Raw genomic sequence first — 22,134 nt, 5'->3', positions numbered from 1 at the left:
AGCAAAACTTATGTCCGGCAACACCTTCGGCAAACTGTTCTCTGTCACCACTTTTGGCGAGAGCCACGGCCCGGCGCTGGGGTGTATTGTCGACGGCTGCCCGCCGGGACTGGAGATCAGTGCCGAAGAGATCCAGCTGGAGCTGGACCGCCGCAAGCCGGGAACCTCCCGCTACACCACCCAGCGCCGCGAGGCCGACGAGGTGCAGATCCTGTCTGGCGTCTTCGAGGGCAGGACCACCGGCACGCCCATCGGCCTGATGATCGAGAACACCGACCAGCGCTCCAAGGACTACTCCAACATCGCCGAACAGGTGCGCCCGGCCCACGCCGACTACACCTACTGGCAGAAATACGGCATCCGCGATTACCGCGGTGGTGGCCGCTCTTCCGCCCGCGAGACCGCCGTGCGTGTCGCCGCCGGGGCGATCGCCAAGAAGTGGCTGCGCCAGCGCTACGGTATCGAGGTGCGCGGCTACCTGTCGCAGCTGGGACCCATCCGCGTCGAGAAGCTCGACTGGGAGCAGGTGGGGCAGAACCCCTTCTTCTGCCCGGACGCCGACAAGGTGCCGGAGATGGAGGCCTATATGCAGGCACTGATCAAGGAGGGCAACTCCATCGGCGCGCGTATCTCGGTGCACGCGAGCGGCGTGCCGGCAGGCCTCGGCGAACCGATCTTCGACCGCCTGGATGCCGACCTGGCCCACGCCCTGATGAGCATCAATGCGGTCAAGGGGGTCGAAATCGGGGCCGGCTTTGCCAGTGTGGAGCAGAAGGGCACGGAGCACCGGGACGAGATCACCCCGGAGGGCTTCCTCTCCAACAACGCCGGCGGCGTGCTTGGCGGTATCTCCAGCGGCCAGGACATCGTGGCCCATATCGCTCTGAAACCCACCTCCAGCCTGCGTATTCCCGGCAAGAGCATCGATATCCACGGCAACCCGATCGAGGTGGTCACCAAGGGACGCCACGATCCCTGCGTCGGCATCCGTGCGACCCCCATCGCCGAGGCCATGACGGCGCTGGTGCTGATCGACCATATGCTGCGCCAGCGGGCCCAGAATGCTGACGTGGAGCCCGGGGTGGTGACCGTGGGCAGCCAGTAGCAGTGACAGGTAGTTCGGGCAGGTATAAAAAAGGCGGCCAGTTGGCCGCCTTTTTCATTTGCCTGCTGCCCGGTTACAGGTGCAGGTTCAGGCCCAGGTAGGGGCCGCTGATTTCCAGGTCGCTCTGCAGCTCGTCCAGTTCCTTCAGCTCCAGGGTCATGCTGCGGTAGCCGCCCTCGAGGGCCATATCCAGGCCCGGAGCGAAGTCCCAGCGCACCTTGGCGGTCAGGTCGGTCAGGGTATCGCCGTTGTAGCCGGTCACATTGCCCTGGGTGACCACGGACCAGCCGGTGAAGGGCAGGTCGAAACGGGCCATGCCGTAGGCCATCGGAAGCACGCCGGCCAGCTCGATGTTCTCGGCCTGGATGGCGCTCTCAACCTGCATCTCGCCCTTGTACTGGCGCGCGGTCAGGCCCACGTCCAGGTTCACCCAGTTGTCGAGGATCTCGTAGTAGAGGGTGGCGTCGGTGTGGCTCAGGTCCAGGTTGGTGGCGACGTCGGTGCCGGCAATAAATGTCTCGTCACCGAAGGTGACGAACCGCTCCAGGCGGGTTGAGCCGTCGGTCTGGATGGCGCTGTGGGACAGCATGATGTTCGGGACCAGCGGTACCGGATGCTCCAGTGCGGCCTGCAGGAAAGTGACATTGTCCTCGGCGGGCTGGAATTCCTCGATGCTGAATTGGTCCACCCCGACGCTGCCGCTGTAGGACGGCATCCATACGCCGGCGCTGGCGTCGAGACCAAGGATGGTATCGGCGCTGGCGGCGCCGCTGGTGAGTGCCATGCAAATGGCCAGGCTGAGTTTTTTCATTGTTGCCTCCTTATTAGAATTGGCGCCTAGTTTACTATTTTTTTTGTGGCCGGTCGGCCGCCGGCGATGGATTAGCGGGTAATTCTGTGACCCGTCTCTACTTTTTGCGGGTTGCTTGCGGGCCGTTTTCCGCCGCAGCCTGAAGTAATAGCTGCTGCAACGCGCTGGCGGCGTTGCTGAGGGTGCGCGCGCGGTGATTGATCACCCCGAGGTTGCGCAGGATGTTCAGTTTCTCCACCGGCAGCACGGCCAGGCTGTCGTCCACCAGGGTGCGGGGCAGCACGCTCCAGCCGAGGCCGACCCCGGCCATCATCTTGATGGTCTCGAGGAAGTTGGTGGCCAGCTTGGCAGTCAGCTTCAGCCCCTGGGCGTCAAACTCGCGCTTGATCAGCCGGCCGGTATAGGTGTTGAGGTCGGGCAGTATGGCCGGGTAGCGGGCCAGGTCGGCAAGGTCCAGGCCCGGCGTCTGCGCCAGCGGGTGCTCGGGCGCGGCCACCACCACGCAGGGGTCGGGCCAGATTACGCGGGCCTCCAGGTTCGGGTATTCCTTCAGGGCCAGGGTCACCACCGCCAGCTCGTACTCGCCGGCCATCAGGGCCTCGTAGGCTTGCTCGGAATCGACGAAATCGATGTCCAGTGCCACATCCGGGTAGCGGTTGCTGAACTCCTTGAGTACCGGCGGCAGGTGGTGGAGGCCCACGTGGTGGCTGGTGGCGATGCGCAGGCTACCGGTCACCTCGCCGCCCAGGGACCGCAGCTCCCGTTCGGCGTCGCTGACCTCATTGAGGATATGGCGCGCGCGGGGCAGCAGGGCACGGCCGGCGTCGGTGAGCTGCAGGCGGCGGCCGATGCGGTCGAACAGGGGCGTGCCGAGCTGCTGCTCGAGTGCCGCCAGCCGCTTGGAGACGGCGGGCTGGGTCAGGTGCAGCGCCTCGGCGGCCTCGGACACTGAGCCCTGCTCGGCAATACTGAGAAAGGCCTTCAGCCACTGGATTTCCATGGTTCCTCCGCTCGGGTCGCTGCCGCTGGGTGTGTCGGGGCAGGGTAACGCAATTATTCCAAAAGCGACATGTTCTTATAATAAATATAAATTGATGTTATGTATCGCCCCGCCTAGACTGCGTCGATCACAAGACTGAGGAGAGACGGCCATGGCCGGGCAGACGCTTTACGACAAACTCTGGCAGGACCACCTGGTCAAGAGCCGCGAAGACGGCACCGCACTGATTTACATCGACCGCCACCTCATCCATGAGGTGACCTCGCCGCAGGCATTCGAGGGGCTGCGGCTCGCCGGTCGTGGTCTGTGGCGCAAGGACTCCCTGGTGGCCACCCCCGACCATAACGTGCCCTCCGAGCGCGCCGAGCGCGCCGGGGGTGTTGCCGGTATCCGCGACGAGGTATCGCGCATCCAGGTGCAAACCCTGGACGAGAACTGCAACGACTTCGAGGTGGTCCAGTTCGGCATCAACGAGCCGGGCCAGGGCATCGTGCACGTTATCGGTCCGGAGACCGGTGCCACGCTGCCGGGCATGACCGTGGTCTGCGGTGACTCCCACACTTCCACCCACGGCGCCCTGGGTGCGCTGGCCCATGGCATCGGCACCTCCGAGGTGGAGCATGTGATGGCCACCCAGTGCCTGATCCAGAAGAAGATGAAGAACATGCTTGTGCGGGTCGACGGCGAGCTGGGCCCGGGCGTCACCGCCAAGGATGTGGTGCTGGCCATTATCGGCAAGATCGGCACCGCCGGCGGCACCGGCTACGCCATCGAGTTCGGTGGCTCGGCAATTCGCAACATGTCGATGGAAGGCCGCATGACCATCTGCAACATGGCTATCGAGGCAGGCGCCCGTGCCGGCATGGTGGCGGTGGACCAGGTCACCCTCGACTACGTGAATGGCAAGCCCTATGCACCGAAAGGCGAGCAGTGGGAGCGGGCAGTGGAAAACTGGAGCCGCCTGCACTCGGACGCCGATGCGGTGTTCGATGCCGTGGTGGAGCTGGCGGCGGAAGAAATCGAGCCGCAGGTAAGCTGGGGCACCTCGCCGGAAATGGTGGCTTCCGTGAATGCACGGGTTCCGGACCCGGCTGCCGAGGCGGACCAGACCCGCCGCACCGGTATCGAGCGCGCGCTGGAGTATATGGGACTCAGTGCCGGCCAGGCGATCGGCGATATCAGGCTCGACCGCGTGTTTATCGGTTCCTGCACCAACTCCCGCATCGAGGACCTGCGCGCGGCGGCGGCAGTGGCGAAAGGCCGCCGCAAGGCCGACAGCGTCAAGCAGGTGCTGGTAGTGCCCGGCTCCCAGTCCGTGAAGGCGCAGGCCGAGCAAGAGGGCCTGCACGAGATTTTCACCGCTGCCGGTTTCGAATGGCGCGAGCCGTCCTGCTCCATGTGCCTGGCGATGAATGCCGACAAGCTGGGGGCGGGCGAGCACTGCGCGTCCACCTCCAACCGCAATTTCGAAGGGCGCCAGGGCTACGGTGGCCGCACCCACCTGGTGAGCCCGGCCATGGCCGCGGCCGCTGCAGTGGCCGGCCACTTTGTCGACGTGCGTGAGTTTGTAGCTGCAGGGGAGACTGCCTGATGAAAGCCTTTACCCAACACCAGGGCCTGGTTGCACCCATGGACCGCGCCAACGTGGACACGGACCTGATTATTCCCAAGCAGTTTCTCAAGTCGATCAAACGCACCGGCTTTGGCCCCAACCTGTTCGACGAGCTGCGCTACCTCGACGAGGGCGCACCGGGCCAGGACTGCTCCCAGCGGCCGCTGAACCCCGACTTCCCGCTCAACCAGGAGCGCTACCGGGGTGCCTCGGTGCTGCTGGCACGCAAGAACTTCGGCTGCGGCTCGAGCCGCGAGCATGCGCCCTGGGCGCTCGATGACTACGGTTTCCGCGCCATCATCGCGCCCAGTTTCGCCGATATCTTCTTCAACAACTGTTTCAAGAACGGCCTGCTGCCGATTGTGCTCGACGAGGACACCGTGGCGCAGCTGTTCGAGGAAATGTACGCGCAGGAAGGTTATGCGCTGACCATCGACCTGGAACAGCAGCAGGTGGTGAAGCCGGACGGCACCACCATCCCGTTCGAGGTGGACAGCTTCCGCAAGCACTGCCTGCTGAACGGTCTCGACGATATCGGCCTCACCCTCGAGGATGCCGACGCGATCAGCGCCTACGAGGCGAAGCGTCGCGAGCAGGCGCCGTGGCTGTTTGACGCGGTCAAGTAACTATCGGCGGCCATGCCGGATTGCGCCGGCGTGAAAAACAAGAATTGAATATGGGCACCAGCACTGGTGTCCCGCACAGGAAAAGGTAATTTCGTGAGCAAGAACATCATGATCCTCCCGGGCGACGGTATCGGCCCGGAAATCGTCGAGCAGGCGGTGGCGGTACTGGAAGCCGCAGACAAGAAATTCGGCTTGGGCCTGAACTTTTCCCAGGGCCAGATTGGCGGCGCCTCCATCGATGCGTACGGCGAGCCGCTCACCGACGAGACCCTCGAGCGGGCCGGCGAGTGCGACGCCGTCCTGCTGGGCGCCGTGGGCGGCCCCAAGTGGGACACGCTGGAGCGGGAGATTCGCCCGGAGAAAGGGCTCCTGAAGATCCGCAGCCGCCTGGGCCTGTACGCCAACCTGCGCCCGGCCATCCTCTACCCGCAGCTGGCCGAAGCTTCCTCGCTGAAACCGGAAGTTGTATCCGGCCTGGATATCCTCATCGTGCGCGAGCTGACCGGCGGCATCTACTTCGGCGAGCCGCGCGGTATCCGCCTGCTTGCCGACGGCGAGCAGCAGGGCTACAACACCTATGTCTACAGCGAATCCGAAATCGAGCGGATCGGCCGTACGGCCTTCGAGGCGGCGCAGAAGCGCGGCGGTAAGCTCTGCTCGGTGGACAAGGCCAACGTCCTGGAAGTGACTGTGCTGTGGCGCGAGGTGATGGACCGGCTGGCACCCGAATACCCGGATGTGGAGCTGACCCACATGTATGTGGATAACGCGGCCATGCAGCTGGTGCGCGCGCCCAAGCAGTTCGACGTGATGGTCACCGGCAATATGTTCGGCGATATCCTCTCCGATGCCGCCGCCATGCTCACCGGTTCCATCGGTATGCTGCCGTCGGCCTCCCTGAACGAGACCGGCTTCGGGCTCTACGAGCCGTGCCACGGTTCGGCACCGGATATTGCCGGCCAGGGCATCGCCAACCCGCTGGCGACCATCCTGTCGGCGGCGATGATGCTGCGTTACTCGCTGGACATGTCAGAGGCGGCGGATGCCATCGAGCAGGCCGTCAGTAAGGTGCTCGACCAGGGACTGCGCACCGCGGATATCTACACTGAGGGAAGCAGGAAGGTATCCACCGCGGAAATGGGCGCAGCAGTGGTGGCCGCTTTCTAATTTCAATAACAAGGTCAATCCAACTTTGCAGGAGCCTGTTCGCAGGCGAACCGGACACACAGGAATTACAGGATTATTGAAATGAAAAAAGTAGGTTTTATTGGCTGGCGCGGTATGGTCGGCTCCGTCCTTATGGGTCGCATGCTGGAAGAGAACGATTTCGCCCATATCGCCGAGCCGGTATTTTTCTCTACCTCCAATGCCGGCGGCAAGGCGCCGAACATCGGCCGCGAAGTGGCCCCGCTGGGTGACGCCTTTGATATCGACGCGCTGGGGGAGCTGGACGCGATTGTCAGCTGCCAGGGCGGTGACTACACCAAGAAGGTCTACCCGCAGCTGCGTGAGAAGGGCTGGGACGGCTACTGGATCGACGCCGCCTCCAGCCTGCGTATGGACGACGACGCCCTGATCGTGCTGGACCCGGTCAACCGCGGTGTGATCGACCGCGGCATCGACGCCGGCGTGAAGAATTATATCGGCGGCAACTGCACTGTCAGCCTGATGCTGATGGGCCTGGGCGGACTGTTCAGGGAAGGCCTGGTGGAGTGGGTCTCTGCCCAGACCTACCAGGCTGCCAGTGGCTCCGGCGCGAAGCACATGCGCGAGCTGATCTCCCAGATGGGTGCCATCCGTGACGGCGTCGCCAGTGAGCTGGCGGACCCGGCCAGCGCCATCCTCGACATCGACCGCAAGGTGGCGGATACCATGCGTTCCACCGCATTCCCCACCGCCGAGTTCGGTGCGCCGCTGGCGGGCAGCCTGCTGCCGTGGATCGATACGCAGGTGGAGAGCGGCCAGAGCCGCGAGGAATGGAAAGCCCAGGTCGAGGCCAACAAGATCCTCGGTACCGACAGCCCCGTGCCGGTGGACGGCACCTGCGTGCGTATCGGTTCCATGCGCTGCCACAGCCAGGCCTTCACCGTGAAGCTGAAGAAGGATGTTCCCATGGGCGACATCGAGCAGCTGATCGGCGGCGCCAATGACTGGGTCAACGTGGTACCCAATGAGCGCGAGGCTACCCTGGAGCAGCTGACCCCGACCGCGGTGACCGGCAAGCTGGATATCCCGGTCGGCCGCCTGCGCAAGCTGAACATGGGTCCCGAGTACCTGAATGCCTTTACCGTGGGTGACCAGCTGCTGTGGGGGGCCGCCGAGCCGCTGCGCCGCGTACTGCTGATCCTACTGGGCAAGCTGTAAGCGCTTTTGCCACCGCTTGCCGGGCCCCGGCGGGAGTATTCCCGCCGGGGCCCTTTGCGTTCTGGCAGTGTCGCCGGACTGCCCCCGGTGACTTTCACCTGTGGCGCGCGCAGGTATAATCGCGCGCTCTCTGATCCCCTCCAATCCAGGAACTGAACTGCCATGTCCGAGAATACGCCGGAAACCAAGCGCGAACTGGTCATCGTCGGTGTCGATAACGCCGCCTTCACCCCCCTGCTGGAGATCCTCGAGGAGCGCAAGACAGTGCTGCCCCAGCAGCTGCGCCTGCTGGAGGAAGAGGACAGCGAGGTCGAGCAGCAGGTATTTGCCAATCGCAACATCACCGTGCAGGACCTCGGGCAGTTCGCCTTCGGGCCGGAGCAAGTGGTGGTACTGCTGAAGGGCGGCGATGCCGGCCGTGCCGCACTGGCGGCGGCGGAATCCGCCGGCGCCTGGGTGGTGGATGCCTCTGACAACTCGCGCGGCGACGAGAGCGTGGCGGTGGTGAACCCCCTGCTCAATGCGGGCGAGATTGCCGCTGCCGAGCGGCATGTGGTGGCGCTGCCGGCCGCCGGGGCGGCCATGGTTGCCGAGGCGCTGCTGCCGCTTCGCGATCGCCTGCAGGCCGTGGAAGTACAGCTCAACCAGCCGGTATCGGCACTGGGCAAGGCCGCGGTCGATTCCATGGCGGCGCAGACAGCGCGCATGTTCAACGGCCAGGAGGCCGAGGTGGACCCCGCGGTGGGCCACCGCCTGGCCTTCAACCAGCTGAGCTCCAGCGAGGCGCTGCTGGAGAGTGGTCACAATTTAAGCGAATTGGCGCTGGTTCACGACCTGCGCCGCCTGCTGGGCGAGGACATCGCGGTGGACGCCTGTATCAACACCGCGTCGGTATTCCACGGGCAGCTGGCCAACCTGCGCGTGGTGCTGAAGGAGGAGGCGGACCTGGACCAGCTGCGCGGGCTGCTGCGCAATGGCACCGGGTTGAAACTGGCCGAGCGACCCTCGGCGGCGGAAGCGGTGGGGAGCGACATCACCTTCGTCGGGCGACTGCGGCAGAGCCTGCTGAGCCCGCGGCAGGTCAACTTTTGTGCAGTGTCCGACAATTTGCGCAAAGACCTGGCAATCAACTGTGTACAGATTGTCCAATTGTTGCTAAAAAACCACTGATATTTAATACTTAGCCGCTACAGTGAAGGTTTATTCTCAACTTTACTTTTACTTGGGGTTGGCGAACTAATCGCCAGGGGTGAGCGGCCGTCCGAGTGACAGCCACTTAGTTGAATAATTAATGTACAGTTGACCGGGCTGTGCGGGCGATTGCCCGCGGTTAACCGGGGATTCTAACAATAAAGGGAATCGGATATGCGTGTGCGAAAGCTGGCGCTTGCTGTGGGTATGGTCAGCGCACTGAGTGGCAACGCGGCTCTGGCGCTCGGTCTGGGTGAGATAAAACTGAATTCGACACTCAACGAGCCCCTCGAAGCACAAATCTCTCTGTTGCAATCGCGCGGCCTGGGTGAGGGCGAGATCAAGGTGCGTCTCGCCAGCCCGGAGGATTTCGAGCGAGCGGGTGTCGATCGCTCCTACCTCCTGACCGACCTGCAGTTCGAGGTGGATTATTCCGGTGCCCAGCCGGTGATTCGCGTATCCAGCAAAAAGGCAATTCGCGAGCCCTTCCTGAATTTCCTGGTGGAAACACGCTGGCCCAGTGGCCGGTTGCTGCGTGAATATACCCTGCTGATGGACCTGCCGGCCTTCTCCACCACCGCGGCCCAGCAGCCGGTGCGCGCCGCCGAGCGCGAGCGCCAGCAGGTGCGCCGCCAGCCTGCGCCACCGCAGACCACCCGCGCCCCCGAACCGCGTCCCCAGGTGCAGGAGCAGGCGCCGCGACCGACCCGCGAGGTGGCCGAAGAGCCCCGACCGCAAGCCCAGCAACCAGAAACCCAGCAGCCGGAAAAACAGCAGCCGGAAAAACAGCAACCGGAAGCGCAGCCGCCGGCAGAGGCACAGCAGCCGGCCGCCGAAGAGCCAATGGAGCTGCAGCGCGAGCCCAGCGCTGCAGAAAGCGCCAGCAGCCAGGTCTACGGCCCGGTGTCGGCCAACCAGACTCTGTGGGAGATTGCCCGCGACAACCGCACCCACGGCGATGTCACGGTGCAGCAGACCATGCTCGCCATCCAGCGCCTGAACCCCGAGGCATTCATCAACGGCAATATCAACCTGCTGAAGAAGGGGGCCGTGCTGCGGCTGCCGGATATCAGCGAGGTGCGCGCCGTTTCCCGTGGCGATGCCGTAGCGCAGGTGGCTGCGCAGAACGATGCCTGGCGCCAGCGCACCGGCACCGGCGAAGCCGCGACCGGGGCCCCCCTGGATGCGCGCGCTGCCTCCGGTGACAGTACTGCCACTGAGGCCGTCGAGGGCCGCGTGAGCCTGGCGGCACCGGGTGACAACGAATCGGTCCAGTCCGGCTCCGGCAGCGGTGCCGAGGACAGCGAGGCGCTCGAGGGCGAACTGGCCGTTACCGAGGAGGAACTGGACAAGTCCCGCCTGGAGAACGAGGAACTCAAGGAGCGTATCTCCGAACTCGACGAGCAGATCGACACCATGGAGCAGCTGGTGGAGGTCTCCAACGAGGAGATGGCAGCGATCCAGGCCGCGGCGCAGCAGTCGAGCGCCGCTGGCGAAGAGACCGACAGTGCCGAATCCACGGAAGAAGAGAACGTGGCCACCGACAGCACCGTCGGGAGCGAAGCAGCAGCCATTGACCAGGGCAGCGATGAGACCACCGCTGCTGAGGAGACTGCTGCGACTGAGGCCGACAGCCAGCCGGCAGACGCGCGCAACCGTGTGGTGAGCGTGCAGACCAGCCAGGAGCCGACCCTGCTCGAGCGCCTGATGGAGAATATCCAGCTGATCGGTATCGGCGCCGGTGTCTTCCTGCTGGGCGTGGTCGGCTTTATGAGCTGGCGCCGCCGCAAGGAAGAGGAAGAGGCGATGCGCCAGGTCGAGGCCGACATGGCCGCGGAGCGCGCACTTGCCGATGCCCCCGAGATCGAGGAAAAGGACGAGAACCTGGCCGCAGTGGAGTCGTTCGAGACCAGTGATGACTTCGACATGGACCAGTTTGAGGACGTCGACACCGGCGATCCGGTGTCCGAGGCGGAGATCCACCTGTCCCTCGGCCAGTACAGCGATGCGGAAGCCAAGCTGGTGTCCGGGCTGGAAAAGGATCCGCAGCATGTGGATGCCAGGCTGATGCTGCTCGAGGTTTACGCGCACCAGCAGAATATTGACAAGTTCGACGATCATTACCGACAGCTCCTGAGCGTCAGCGATGGCCCGGCCGCAGACCGCGCCGCCCGCCTGCGCGAGAGCATCGACGGCGCGGCACCTTTTGAGGGTGGCGACGAGACATTCACCAGCGAGTCCCTCGAGGCGATGCAGCTCGATGACCTGAGCAGCTCGTATGAGGAGGACTTCAGCTCTGATTTCAGCAGTGGCAGTGACTCCGCCGGTGGCAGTGAGGCCGGTGAGGGGGACAGCTCCCTACTGGACGACCTGACCATGGATCTTGGTGAGGAGAGCGACTTCGGTTCCGATTCCAGGTCCTCTGATGAAGAGGATTTCTCCCTCGACCTGGACCTGGGCAGCGACCTCGGCGATGCGGAGGGCTTCGGTGCAGAGTCCGGCGACAGCGGTGACTCCTTCGATTTCGACGACCTGATGTCCGGCGACCTGGACCTGGGCGGCGAAGCGGAGACAGGCGATTCTGCAGAACCTGCCAGTGACGAACTCGATTCCCTCTCCCTGGACCTGGATGACGACTTTGGCAGTGCCGGGACCGGCGCCGCGGAGGGCGAGACCACGGCAGAAGATGCGGGACTGGATTTCGACCTGGACCTGTCGCCCATGGAGGAAGAGGAATCCAGCGGTGACCTGGAATTCGGCTCTGCAGCTACTGACAGCGAAGTAACCGCTGAGGACAAGGACGCTGCGTCGGACCAGGTTGATGAACTGTCGCTGGACGACTTTGACGACAGCTTCGGCGACGACCTCGGCTCCGGGCTGGACCTGGACTCCATCGACCTGGACGAGTTTGACGGCGAACTGAATGCCGGCAGCGGTGCCGCAGAGGAAGACGCTACACTCACAGCGGAACCTGAGCCGGAGCTGGAGCTGGCTGAATCCACAACTCCTTCCTCGGATGCAACGCAGCCGGCCGCCAGCAGCGATACCGGCGGCGCCTTCGGCGACCTGAATTTTGACCTGGGCAGCGACCTGGATTCCGAGCTCAACCTGCTCGAGGGCAGCGACGAGCTTGGCACCAAGCTGGAACTGGCCCAGGCATATGTGGATATGGGTGACAAGGACGGCGCCAGGGATATTCTTGCCGAGGTGGCGGAAGAGGGCAGCGACGAGTACAAGACGCGCGCCCGCGAAATGCTGGAGCGCATTTCCTGACCCGCTGCCGCTGAGGAAAACCCCGCACTGGCTGCGGGGTTTTTTTATGGCGCCATGTAAAGAAAGTAGGAACCCATGCAGCGCGAAAAACCGCACAATCACTGGCATTACAAGCCCAACGGCGAGATTCCCCCCGGCGAGCGGTTGCCGGAGGGCCTGCGTCGTATCGCCCTGGGGGTGGAGTATTGCGGGGCCCGGTTGCACGGTTTCCAGAAGCAGAAATCCGCAGACGCCACTGTGCAGGCCTACCTCGAAAAAGCACTGTCCACGATAGCCGCCGAGCCGGTGACACTGGTCTGTGCCGGGCGCACCGATGCCGGCGTTCACGCCACCAACCAGGTCATCCACTTCGACACGGGTGCGGTGAGACCGACGCGCGCCTGGGTTGAGGGCGTGAATACGAAACTGCCGGACGCAGTGCGGGTGCACTGGGCCAGGGAGGTGTCACCTCAGTTCCACGCCCGCTTCTCCGCCCGTGCGCGCAGTTACCGCTACCTGATCCACAGCGCGCCGACCCGCTCGGCCCAGGCCGCCGCCGAGGTTACCTGGACCCAGCACCCGCTGGACCTGGAGGCCATGCGCGCCGGTGCCCGGTACCTGGTCGGCCGTCACGACTTCACCAGCTTCCGCGCCAGCCAGTGCCAGGCCAAGAGCCCGGTGCGGGACATTACCCGGCTGGATATCGCCAGGGTGGGGCAACTGATCGTACTGGAGATCAGCGCCAACGCCTTCCTGCACCATATGGTGCGCAATATCACCGGGGTACTGATGGCGGTGGGGCGCGGTGAGCGGGCGCCGCAATGGGTCGGTGAGGTGCTGGCGGCCCGCGATCGCACCGCCGGCGGCGTCACGGCGCCGCCCTTCGGGCTCTACCTGGTGAATGTGCAGTATCCAGCGGAATTCGGGCTACCCGCCCACGAGCCCGGCCCGCTGCTGGTGCCGTTACCCCTGGGCGGGCTGCCGGTTTAATTCCGGTTCGCTGTCGCATTTCTCTCCCGACCACCGTTTGTGAGCAGTGTTTGCCGCAAGTAGCTTTGCAGGGGCGGCGAGGTCTCCCTTTGGTGCCGGCCACCCAGGTAGCGGGCGAGGAAGGTTTCCGCCATGTATAAGTAGGCTTCCCGCGCCAGGGGTTTCTGGAAAATATGGCCCTCGTCCCTGTCCAGCAGAAACCAGATATCGGTTCCACTTTCCTGCACACGGGAAACGAAGCCTTTTACCCGCCGGCGATCCACCCTTTCGTCCATACCGCCCGCAATTACCAGCAGCGGCCTCTTTACCCGCTCCGGGTAGGCGCCGGGCATCTGGCCTCTCAGTTGTGCAACAAACTCCGGATTGCCCAGCTCCCCCACCAGTTCCTCGAGGGACCTGGACCAGCTGATACCGTTGGCGCGCAGGCCGAGGCGTTTACCGTAAGCAATTACCGCGCTCACCATGTCGGGTGGAGGCGAGGCGGCCAGGCCAGCGCGGAAGCGATCCGGGGTGAACACCAGCCCGGTCAAAGCGGAGAATCCGCCGAAGGAGTGACCGACGATAGCCTGCTTTTGCACATCGCCGATGCCCCGTTGCAATAAAAAGTCGAGGCCGTCCAATATGTCCTGCTGCACGCGCCCGTTGCCGAACTCGCCGCGGCCGGCCAGGGCGAAATCGCGGCTATAACCAGTGGAAGCGCGGAAATTGGGCTCAAACACGATATAGCCCCGGTTGACGAGAAACTGGGTAAAAACATCCGCTCCGGAATCCACCCGGTTCCAGGGACCGCCGTGCGGACGGGCGATTATCGGTGCCCGGGACAGGTCGCCGCCGCTGGGCAGGCTGATGTAGGCGTGGATTACCAGGCCATCGGAGGCGGTGAACCTGAACGGGATCTTTGCGGATAACTGGCGTTCATCACCAATGATCTGTTCATGCGGGAACTCCTTGAGTATGCGTTCGGGTTGTTGGCTTCCGGCCCGCAATAAAAAATAGCGGGGCTGACGGTAATCGGAACGCTCTTCGCGAACCAGCCAATTACCCGTGGCACTGTGGGCCGCGATCTCCAGGTCGCTGCCTGCAAATTGTCGCTCCAGTTCGCCTACCCGTTGCGTGGCTGCGCCCAGGCCGTAGTTGTGGCGGTAATTACTGCGGTAACTGGCGATCAGCGGGGTTCGGCCATCGCGGGCAATCTGCACTGTGTCGAGGCTGGCGATACCCTGCGGGTCCCGGTGTAGTTCGGTCACACTTCCGGAGCTGGTGTCCAGCTGCAGCAGTCGCCGGTACTGGCCGTCGCCGTCGCTGCGCAGCAACAGTTTGTCGCCGCTCGATCCGAGGAGTTCGCACGCATCGAGAAAATCGCACTGGAAGACCTTTCTTCGCTTGTTGCCGATAAGCTGGACCAGGGTATGGGCATCGCCCTCCACCAGGCGCAGGTAGCGGATACCCGTCTCGTCGGCCAGCAGGTCGCGGACCGGGTGCTCGGTGTGCAAGAGCAGTTCCCGCTCGCCGTTCACTTCCAGGCGGTAGATTTCGTGACCGCCCCGTTTGGCCGGCAGTGATACGAAAGCCGCTGCGCCTCTCGGTGCCACGCCCAGAAAGGATTCCTCTTTATCCGTGTCCAGGCGTACCAGTAAATGGGGGCGCCCGCTGCCTGCGTTGGCTGCGGCCAGGCCCTGGTCGGTTTTCAGGAACAGCACCTGGCTGTCTCCGGACCACCGCACGTCGCGCAGGGATTTGCTGCGGAAGCGCTCAATTTTCCTGCCGTTGTTGAGTTCCAGCAGGTACAGGGTCAAGTCCTGTCCTTCGCGGGTGATTACTGCCGCCCGACTTTCGTCTGGCGAAAGCCGTGCCAGGGCGATTTCGGGTTGTGCGAGGAAGAATTGCCTCGGCAGCAATTTTGCCGGCTCTGCGGATTCACTGGTCGCCACAGCGCCCGCCAGCTCAGCTGGCAGCTCCGATGCGACGGGCGGGGTAACGTACAAGAGCAGGGTGGCGAGAATGATTGAGCGGATCATGCCAGCTGTGCTCTCTGTGCAACTTCCGCTGCTGCCTGGTCACGGTCCGCTTCGCGCCATTCGCTCAGGCAGAGGAAGGTCAGCAGCCCGGGGATTCCAGTGAATGCGTTGCAGGTGATCCAGATGGCGCGCCCTCTGGATTCCAACTGCGTACGGCGGGAGAGCAGGGCCGTCAGCAATGCGCAGAGCAGGGCGCTAACCAGCATGGCGGTGCGCACCTGGACGGGTATCGGGCGGGAAAGCAGGGTGTGCAGCGAAACCGAGCCTTCGTGGCGGGGCTCTATCGCCGACCAGGTTGCCTTGCTCAAGTAAGCCAGCAGCGGGGAAATCAGGTACTGCTTGTAGATAAACCAGTCGGAGAAGGAGGGCTGCAAGGGTCTGGTGCTGGTATCGGAAAATTCCCCGCCCAGCGGCAGCAGCCCACTCACCAGTAGTGCCGGAGACCAGCCCTGGCGCTCGTAGGTGCCGTACAGGAAGCTGACGGCATAGCCGTCAGCCAGCTCCGCAACATAAATCGAATGCAGGTTGTCGATGCTGCCGGGCAGTGCGACGGTAGCATCCGGCTGCAGTAGTTCGTGCCCGTTGCGAAGACTGAAGGCGTCGAAGAAATACAGGTTGCGGTTGCTGATGGCGACGGCCATTTTTCCTTCCAGCTGCGGGCCGCTGCGGTATTCCTCGTCGTTCTCCAGGGCGTGGAGCAGTTCCAGGCGTCGACTGTCGAAATCCGCACGGTAAAGCTCCCGGGGGGTCACCAGGGTGGTTTCATCGACCACCAGTGGAATCTCGCGGAAATATTCATCCGCAGCCATGCCGTCGGTGGAAGGGTAGATCCTGCCGCTGCGGCCCATCCAGCCGGCGTCGGCACCGCTGCGGCTATTGATTCCTTTAAACAGCATGCGGTCGTGGCTGAAATGCCACTGGACGTTGCGGGCCTTGTCGAGCAGATAGCCGCCACGATCCGCAAAGGGTAGCTGCTGGGGGAAGGGAAAGTGGTTCCACCCAGCGTAGGCCCGGTGCACTTCAGCGATGGCAAGCTCCCTCTTCAGGAGGGGGGCCTCATTCTCGCCAAAGGCGTACTGCATGGCCGCGGTGTCTTCCATGCCGACAATACTGTGAGGGGTATCCGGCACGGGATTTGAGTTCGGGTGTTGGTTCAGGGCCATCTGGCCAAACTGGAAGGTCAGGGACGCGACTGCGTAAAGTGTGTAGTAGAGTCCCCACTGTATCGCCAGCGCCGTGGGCACCAATGCGGCGGCCGATTTTGGCTGCGCTTTCTGGTCGGGTTTGAATGCGCAACGGTTGAGCCACAACAGCAGCCCAATCACCGCCAGCTGTGGCAGGAAAATCCAGAGCCCCGCTTCCCTGGTAAGGAACAACGCTGGCAAAGCGAGCACCAGGAGCGCGGCACGGGAGCTGCTCAGTAAAACAAAAGTGCCGCAGAGGTAAAAGGAAAACACCAGGCCGAACAGGTAGGGCGGTAACAGGTAAAACCGCAGGTCGAAATCCTGTGCGCTGCCAAAGTCTACACCCAGCAGGACCAGGTACAGTGGAGCGACGATAGCGATGGTGATCAGCAGCAGGGCCGCGGCCACCAACGACAGCCAGATGCGCGCCGGCGCCAGCGGGCGGTGCACCAGGAACACCCACTGGCTGGGACGGCGGTAGCCGCCAACCTGCACCAGGCCGAAGGCGAGGCCCACCAGCGCGTAGAGTATGGCCGCACTATAGGCGATGCCGGGCTCAGAAGGACGCAGGGCACCGCCGATATACAGGTAGCCGAGCAGCAGCAAGTGTAATGCGGTCAGGCCCAGGGCCCATTTGCGAAAGCGCAGGCATTCGCATTTGATCAGGTTCCACATTTTTTATTCCTTATTGTGCAGCTTGTGCAGTGCGGTGGTTTTTTGCCAGGTAGCTGTTTACCGCCTCATCCAGGCTCACCTGAAGTTTGCAGTGGACCCTGGCACCGCGGTCTTGCAGGAATTGCTGTAGCGGCTCGCCGGCGTCTAGCACCGTCAGCTGATAGCTGTCGTCGATGCGGCGTAGCTGCAGTAGTCCGGGGATTTCGTTATTGGCGGGGGGGCGCTCCGGGAACTCCACAATCCAGTGGTGCACCCGGGCGCTGAATTCGTCCGGTGGAGATACGGACTTCAGTTCGCCCCGCTCCATAATCAGCAGGTTGTCGGCGACTCTCTCTATCTCCTCCATCTGGTGTGAGCAGTAGAGAATGGTGCAGCCGGAGTCGGTGCCGATAAACATCAGGGCTTCGAGAAAGGCGCGCTTGGCGACCACGTCCAGGCCCAGGGTGGGCTCGTCCAGTATCAGCAGCTCCGGACTCTGGGCGAGCGCCAGGGACAGGTTAAAACCAGCGCGCTCGCCGCGGGATAATTCACTCACCCGCTGCCCCGGCTGCACATCGAAATTGCCCAGCACCTCGCGGTAGGTGGCCTCGCGCCACTGGGGGTAAAGGCTGCGCTGCATTTCCATTACAGCTTCCACCCGCATCCACTCGGGCAGCGTATGCTCCTCATTGACAAAACCGATGCGCCCGCGCAATGCGGGGGTCAATTGGCAGCTTTCGCAGCCGAGTATCTCTGAGCTGCCACTGCTGGGTTCGGTTAAGCCCAGCAGGAGGCGGAAGAGGGTGGACTTGCCGGCGCCGTTGCTGCCAACCAGCGCGTGTATACCGCCACGGGGAAGGTCCAGGCTCAGGTTGTGCAGGACCCGCTTGCGCCCGTAGTGCTTGCAGAGCCCCTGCGTGCGGATGGCGAACTCACTCATTGCCGGCACTCCTCCCCTGACCCTTTTCCAGTGCCTTGATTTCGCGCTCCAGGCGCTCCAGCAGTTGCCCTGCGTCGTAGTCCAGGCCGATTACCTGGTTGATGAACTGCTGGATGGCTTCGTTCAGGCGGCGCTCCTGTTCGCGGTCGCTGAACAGCTTGCGTGGCTTGGAGACAAACAGTCCGAGTCCCGGACGGGATTCCACCCAGCCCTGGGCGGTCAGCTCGCTGTAGGCCTTGGCGACAGTGTTGGTGTTCACGGTCAGTTGCATCGCCAGTCCGCGTACGCTGGGCAGCTTGCTCCCGGGCTCCAGTTCGCCTGTGGCAATTTGCCGGCGGATGCTATCGACTATCTGGCGGAAGATAGGGCGCGAGTCGCCCGTATTTATCTTTATCATTTCCCGCTTCCGTTCTAGGTGTGCTGTGTGTGGTGGTACAGTAGGAGTTGTGGGAGCGGCTGTCAAGCGGGACGGTCATGCCTTTGGCGGGCATGGTAGGCAGGGGATCGTCATGGGGCCGCATTTCGCGGCCGGCGCCAATCTGCTAGTATCGCTGACTCCCTTTTTGATTGAACCACCGGTCGGTTGCGTAACGCGATGCAAGTGAAAGTGTGCGGTATAACCCGCGCGGAAGACGCGGCGATGGTTGCCGAAGCCGGGGCGGATGCCCTGGGGCTGGTGTTTTACGAGCACAGCCCGCGCTGTGTCACCGCGCCCGAGGCGGTTTCGATTGCGGCGGCGGTGCCGCCGTTCCTCACCCTGGTGGGACTGTTCGTCAATGCCAGCGCCGACACCGTCAACGAGGTGCTCGCGAAAGTGCCTCTCAACCTGCTGCAGTTCCACGGCGATGAGCCGGCCGAATATTGCGAGCAGTTCCAACGTCCATATATCAAGGCGCTGCGTATGAAAGAGGACCTGGATGTGCTGGCCGCCATGGCCGGGCATCCGGGCGCCCGCGGCTTCCTGCTGGATGCCTATCGCCCGGGCGTGCCGGGGGGCACCGGCGAGTCCTTCGACTGGCAGCGGGTACCGCAGGACAGCGGCCAGCAGATCGTGCTGGCCGGCGGGCTGACCCCGGACAATGTCGCCGCGGCGATACGCCAGGCGCATCCCCAGGGCGTCGACGTCAGCGGCGGGGTGGAGTCCTCGCCCGGGCGCAAGGATGCCGACCGGGTCTACACATTCATTGCCGCGGCGCGGCAGGCGGGCGGCGGATAAGTGCCAGCCACCAAATCAACAGCTACGGGACCAGGTGTAACAGGAGCAGTTAGAGTGAGCGATCAGAAGCCAGTAGATTATTCAGCATTTCCCGATGCGGGCGGACACTTCGGTCCCTTCGGCGGTCGCTTCGTGTCCGAGACGCTGATCGGAGCCCTGGACGAGCTGCAGGAAATGTACAGCCGCCTCAAGGACGACCCGGAATTCCGCGCGGCGTTCGATTACGACCTGGCCCATTACGTTGGCCGTCCTTCGCCGCTGTACCTGGCCGAGCGCCTGACGGCTGAGGCCGGCGGCGCGCGTATCTGGCTCAAGCGCGAGGATCTCAATCACACCGGTGCCCACAAGGTGAACAATACCGTGGGGCAGGCGCTGCTGGCCAAGCACAGCGGCAAGCGCCGTGTTATTGCAGAAACCGGTGCGGGCCAGCACGGCGTTGCCACTGCCACCGTCGCCGCGCGCCTGGGACTGGAGTGCGCGGTGTACATGGGTGCCGAGGACGTCAAGCGCCAGTCCCCGAATGTCTATCGCATGAAACTGCTCGGGGCCGAGGTGATCCCGGTGCAGTCCGGGTCCAAGACCCTCAAGGACGCCATGAATGAGGCTATGCGCGACTGGGTGACCAATGTCGACGACACCTTCTACATCATCGGCACCGTCGCCGGCCCGCATCCATACCCGCAGCTGGTGCGCGATTTCAACTCGGTGATCGGCCGCGAGGCCCGCGCCCAGAGTCTGGAAGAATTCGGCCGTCTGCCGGATGCGCTGGTGGCCTGTGTCGGCGGCGGTTCCAACGCCATCGGCCTGTTCCACCCGTTCCTCAATGACCGCGACGTGAAGATGTACGGTGTCGAGGCGGGCGGCGAGGGCCTGGCCAGCGGGCGCCACGCCGCCCCGCTGAACAAGGGCGTGCCCGGTGTGCTGCACGGCAACCGCACCTACCTGATGGAGGACGAGGACGGCCAGATTATCGAGACCCACTCCGTGTCCGCGGGCCTCGACTACCCGGGCGTCGGTCCCGAGCACGCCTGGCTCAAGGATATCGGCCGCGTGAACTATGTGGTGGCCGACGACCAGGAGGCCCTCAGCGCCTTCCGCACCCTGACCCGCAAGGAGGGCATCCTGCCGGCGCTGGAGTCCAGCCATGCGGTGGCCTACGCGCTGAAACTGGCCGCCGGCATGTCGCCGGACCAGAACATCGTGGTCAACCTGTCCGGGCGCGGCGACAAGGATATCTTCACCGTGGCCGCAATCGACGGTATCGAGGTCTAGGGCACCGGCCACAGGTTTGCAGCAGTGCGAAGCAACAGGAATTGAGCGAGTGACACAACAGAACAGAATCGACCGCCGGTTTGCCCGGCTGCGCGAAGAGGGCCGCAAGGCGCTGGTGACCTACCTGGTGGCCGGCGACGGCGGCCCCGAAAATACCGTGCCGCTGATGCACCAGCTGGTGGCATCCGGCTCCGACCTGATCGAGCTGGGGGTGCCTTTCTCTGACCCCATGGCGGAAGGGCCCGTGATCCAGCGCGGCCACGAGCGCGCGCTGGAATTCCGCACCTCGCTGCGCCAGTGCCTGGAGATGGTGCGGGAGTTCCGGCGGGAAGACAGCGACACGCCGGTGATACTGATGGGCTATGCCAACCCGATCGAGAGGATGGGTGCGGAGCGCTTCGCCGATGCGGCGCTGGAGGCCGGCGTGGACGGCGCGCTGACCGTAGACCTGCCGGCGGAAGAGGCCGGTCCGCTGAGCGATTTGCTGCGCGCGCGCAACTTGCGCAATATCTTCCTGCTCACGCCCACCACCAGTGAAGAGCGGATCCAGGCCATCACGCGGCTCGCCAGCGGCTTTGTTTACTATGTCTCGCTGAAGGGCGTCACCGGTGCCGGCAACCTGGACCCCCAGGCGGTGCGCGAAAACCTGGGGCGGATTCGCCGCTTTACCGACCTGCCGCTGTGCGTCGGTTTCGGTATCAAGGACGGCGCCTCGGCCAGGGCAGTCAGTGAGGCGGGCGACGGCGCGGTGGTCGGCAGCGTACTGGTGTCGGCGATCGGCGAGGCCCGTGATGGCGCGGCCGCACGGGATGCGGTGGCGGAAATCACCGGGGAGATCCGCACCGCCCTGGATGCCTGATTTCACAGTTGTGACTGGCTGGCCAGAAAGCCGCCGTCAGCGGCTGAACTGGCCGCACCGGTAAATGGTGTTAGTGTTTTAATTCTCGCCCACAAAGCCATCGGCCAAGGACAGCGCTTGGCCCTGAAAAAGCATCGGGATTTGGAAACAAGATGAGCTGGTTAGAAAAAATCGTTCCCGCGGTCATTCGCACCGAGCGCCGTCCCGGCGCCAGCAAGGTCCCGGAGGGGGTGTGGAAGAAATGCGTCAAGTGTGACGCCATGCTGTACCGCCCGGAGCTGGAGCGCAACCTGGACGTCTGTCCCAAGTGTGACCATCACATGCGCATCGGCGCGCGGCGCCGGCTGGACGTCTTCCTGGACGAGGACGGCCGCGAAGAGCTGGCCACCGACGTGGTGCCGGTGGACCGCCTGAAGTTCAAGGACGTCAAGAAGTACAAGGACCGCCTGAGCCAGGCGCAGAAAGCCACCGGTGAGAAGGATGCCCTGATCGCCATGCGCGGCACCCTGGAGGGCAAGCCGCTGGTGGCGGTGGCCTTCGAGTTCGCCTTCCACGGCGGCTCCATGGGTTACGTGGTGGGTGAACGCTTCACCCGCGCCGCCCAGCTGGCGCTGGAAGAGAAAATCCCCCTGGTGTGCTTTTCCGCCACCGGTGGCGCCCGCATGCAGGAGGCCCTGATCTCCCTGATGCAGATGGCCAAGACCTCCGCGGTACTCGAGAAAATGAAGATGGCCGGGGTGCCCTACATCTCGGTCATGACCGACCCGGTGTACGGGGGCGTGTCCGCGTCCCTGGCGCTGCTGGGGGATATCAATGCGGCGGAGCCCGGTGCCCGCGCCGGTTTTGCCGGCCCCGCCATCATCGAGCAGACGATCCGCCAGAAGCTGCCCAAGGGCTTCCAGCGCAGCGAATTCCTGCTCGACCACGGTGCCATCGACATGATCATTCCCCGCCGGGACATGCGCACTACCATCGCCCGCCTGCTGGGCAAGCTGTCTGGCGCCTGACGCCGGCCCGGGGCGCGGCCGTCCGGCGCGCCC

At 64.0% G+C, this 22,134-nt stretch carries 18 protein-coding genes; 12 read left to right on the top strand and 6 right to left on the bottom strand.

The window, feature by feature from the left end; genetic code table 11:
- Window positions 1-10 precede the first annotated feature (10 nt).
- Complete coding sequence (gene aroC / locus BLT26_RS01850; protein ID WP_091507309.1) at window positions 11-1,105, top strand: chorismate synthase; 1,095 nt, start codon at window positions 11-13, stop codon at window positions 1,103-1,105.
- Window positions 1,106-1,178: 73 nt separating this feature from the next.
- Here aroC and BLT26_RS01845 read toward each other — a convergent pair whose 3' ends face one another.
- The gene (locus tag BLT26_RS01845) at window positions 1,179-1,916 is read right to left on the bottom strand and encodes a TIGR04219 family outer membrane beta-barrel protein (protein ID WP_091507305.1); all 738 of its coding nucleotides are present in this window, start codon (window positions 1,914-1,916) and stop codon (window positions 1,179-1,181) included.
- 97 nt (window positions 1,917-2,013) lie between these two features.
- Window positions 2,014-2,916: a LysR family transcriptional regulator gene (locus BLT26_RS01840; RefSeq protein WP_091507299.1), complete on the bottom strand. Its 903-nt coding sequence runs from the start codon at window positions 2,914-2,916 to the stop codon at window positions 2,014-2,016.
- 151 nt (window positions 2,917-3,067) lie between these two features.
- Between BLT26_RS01840 and leuC the strand changes: the two genes are divergently transcribed.
- The 7 genes from leuC to truA all read left to right on the top strand — a co-directional run bounded on the left by leuC (window position 3,068) and on the right by truA (window position 12,951).
- On the top strand, window positions 3,068-4,507 hold the full coding sequence (gene leuC, locus BLT26_RS01835) for a 3-isopropylmalate dehydratase large subunit (RefSeq protein ID WP_091507296.1): 1,440 nt from the start codon (window positions 3,068-3,070) through the stop codon (window positions 4,505-4,507).
- Window positions 4,507-5,154 carry a 3-isopropylmalate dehydratase small subunit gene (leuD, locus tag BLT26_RS01830; protein ID WP_091507293.1) on the top strand — a complete coding sequence of 216 codons (648 nt, stop codon included), beginning with the start codon at window positions 4,507-4,509 and terminating at the stop codon, window positions 5,152-5,154. The genes leuC and leuD overlap by 1 nt, the downstream gene beginning before the upstream one ends.
- 93 nt (window positions 5,155-5,247) lie before the next feature.
- On the top strand, window positions 5,248-6,321 hold the full coding sequence (gene leuB, locus BLT26_RS01825; RefSeq protein WP_091507290.1) for a 3-isopropylmalate dehydrogenase: 1,074 nt from the start codon (window positions 5,248-5,250) through the stop codon (window positions 6,319-6,321).
- An 81-nt stretch (window positions 6,322-6,402) separates the two neighbouring features.
- Window positions 6,403-7,518, top strand: a complete 1,116-nt coding sequence (asd, locus tag BLT26_RS01820) for an aspartate-semialdehyde dehydrogenase (protein WP_091507286.1) — start codon at window positions 6,403-6,405, stop codon at window positions 7,516-7,518.
- 162 nt (window positions 7,519-7,680) lie between these two features.
- On the top strand, window positions 7,681-8,688 hold the full coding sequence (locus tag BLT26_RS01815; RefSeq protein WP_091507282.1) for an Asd/ArgC dimerization domain-containing protein: 1,008 nt from the start codon (window positions 7,681-7,683) through the stop codon (window positions 8,686-8,688).
- Window positions 8,689-8,883: 195 nt separating this feature from the next.
- Complete coding sequence (locus tag BLT26_RS01810) at window positions 8,884-11,982, top strand: FimV/HubP family polar landmark protein (protein ID WP_091507279.1); 3,099 nt, start codon at window positions 8,884-8,886, stop codon at window positions 11,980-11,982.
- A 75-nt stretch (window positions 11,983-12,057) separates the two neighbouring features.
- Window positions 12,058-12,951: a tRNA pseudouridine(38-40) synthase TruA gene (gene truA / locus BLT26_RS01805; protein ID WP_091507275.1), complete on the top strand. Its 894-nt coding sequence runs from the start codon at window positions 12,058-12,060 to the stop codon at window positions 12,949-12,951.
- Here truA and BLT26_RS01800 read toward each other — a convergent pair.
- From BLT26_RS01800 to BLT26_RS01785, 4 genes are read right to left on the bottom strand one after another with little or no spacing between them, the layout of a single operon-like run.
- A complete protein-coding gene (locus tag BLT26_RS01800) occupies window positions 12,948-14,969 on the bottom strand; it encodes an alpha/beta hydrolase family protein (protein WP_091507271.1) in 2,022 nt (673 codons plus the stop codon). The genes truA and BLT26_RS01800 overlap by 4 nt on opposite strands.
- Window positions 14,966-16,828, bottom strand: coding sequence for a hypothetical protein (locus tag BLT26_RS01795; RefSeq protein WP_091507267.1), 1,863 nt, complete (start codon window positions 16,826-16,828; stop codon window positions 14,966-14,968). Before BLT26_RS01795 ends, BLT26_RS01800 begins: the two co-directional genes overlap by 4 nt.
- Window positions 16,829-16,838: 10 nt before the next feature.
- A complete protein-coding gene (locus tag BLT26_RS01790) occupies window positions 16,839-17,747 on the bottom strand; it encodes an ABC transporter ATP-binding protein (RefSeq protein ID WP_091507264.1) in 909 nt (302 codons plus the stop codon).
- The gene (locus tag BLT26_RS01785) at window positions 17,740-18,144 is read right to left on the bottom strand and encodes a GntR family transcriptional regulator (RefSeq protein ID WP_091507260.1); all 405 of its coding nucleotides are present in this window, start codon (window positions 18,142-18,144) and stop codon (window positions 17,740-17,742) included. The genes BLT26_RS01790 and BLT26_RS01785 overlap by 8 nt, the downstream gene beginning before the upstream one ends.
- A 198-nt stretch (window positions 18,145-18,342) precedes the next feature.
- Between BLT26_RS01785 and BLT26_RS01780 the strand changes: the two genes are divergently transcribed.
- From BLT26_RS01780 to accD, 4 genes are all read left to right on the top strand, one after another.
- Window positions 18,343-18,963 (top strand): phosphoribosylanthranilate isomerase, encoded by a 621-nt coding sequence (locus BLT26_RS01780; protein WP_091507257.1) that lies wholly within the window; start codon window positions 18,343-18,345, stop codon window positions 18,961-18,963.
- A gap of 54 nt (window positions 18,964-19,017) precedes the next feature.
- Entirely contained in the window at window positions 19,018-20,235 is a 1,218-nt protein-coding gene (trpB, locus tag BLT26_RS01775; RefSeq protein ID WP_091507253.1) for a tryptophan synthase subunit beta, read from the top strand.
- Between the two features lie 49 nt (window positions 20,236-20,284).
- Window positions 20,285-21,094: a tryptophan synthase subunit alpha gene (gene trpA / locus BLT26_RS01770; protein WP_091507249.1), complete on the top strand. Its 810-nt coding sequence runs from the start codon at window positions 20,285-20,287 to the stop codon at window positions 21,092-21,094.
- Window positions 21,095-21,246: 152 nt separating this feature from the next.
- Entirely contained in the window at window positions 21,247-22,101 is an 855-nt protein-coding gene (gene accD / locus BLT26_RS01765; RefSeq protein ID WP_091507245.1) for an acetyl-CoA carboxylase, carboxyltransferase subunit beta, read from the top strand.
- The last annotated feature ends 33 nt before the right edge of the window (window positions 22,102-22,134 follow it).

The organism is Microbulbifer yueqingensis, from assembly GCF_900100355.1.
In the GTDB taxonomy this organism is placed as follows: domain Bacteria; phylum Pseudomonadota; class Gammaproteobacteria; order Pseudomonadales; family Cellvibrionaceae; genus Microbulbifer; species Microbulbifer yueqingensis.
The sequence above is the reverse complement of the archived record's forward strand: the minus strand, read 5'-3'. Positions and strand labels throughout refer to the sequence as shown.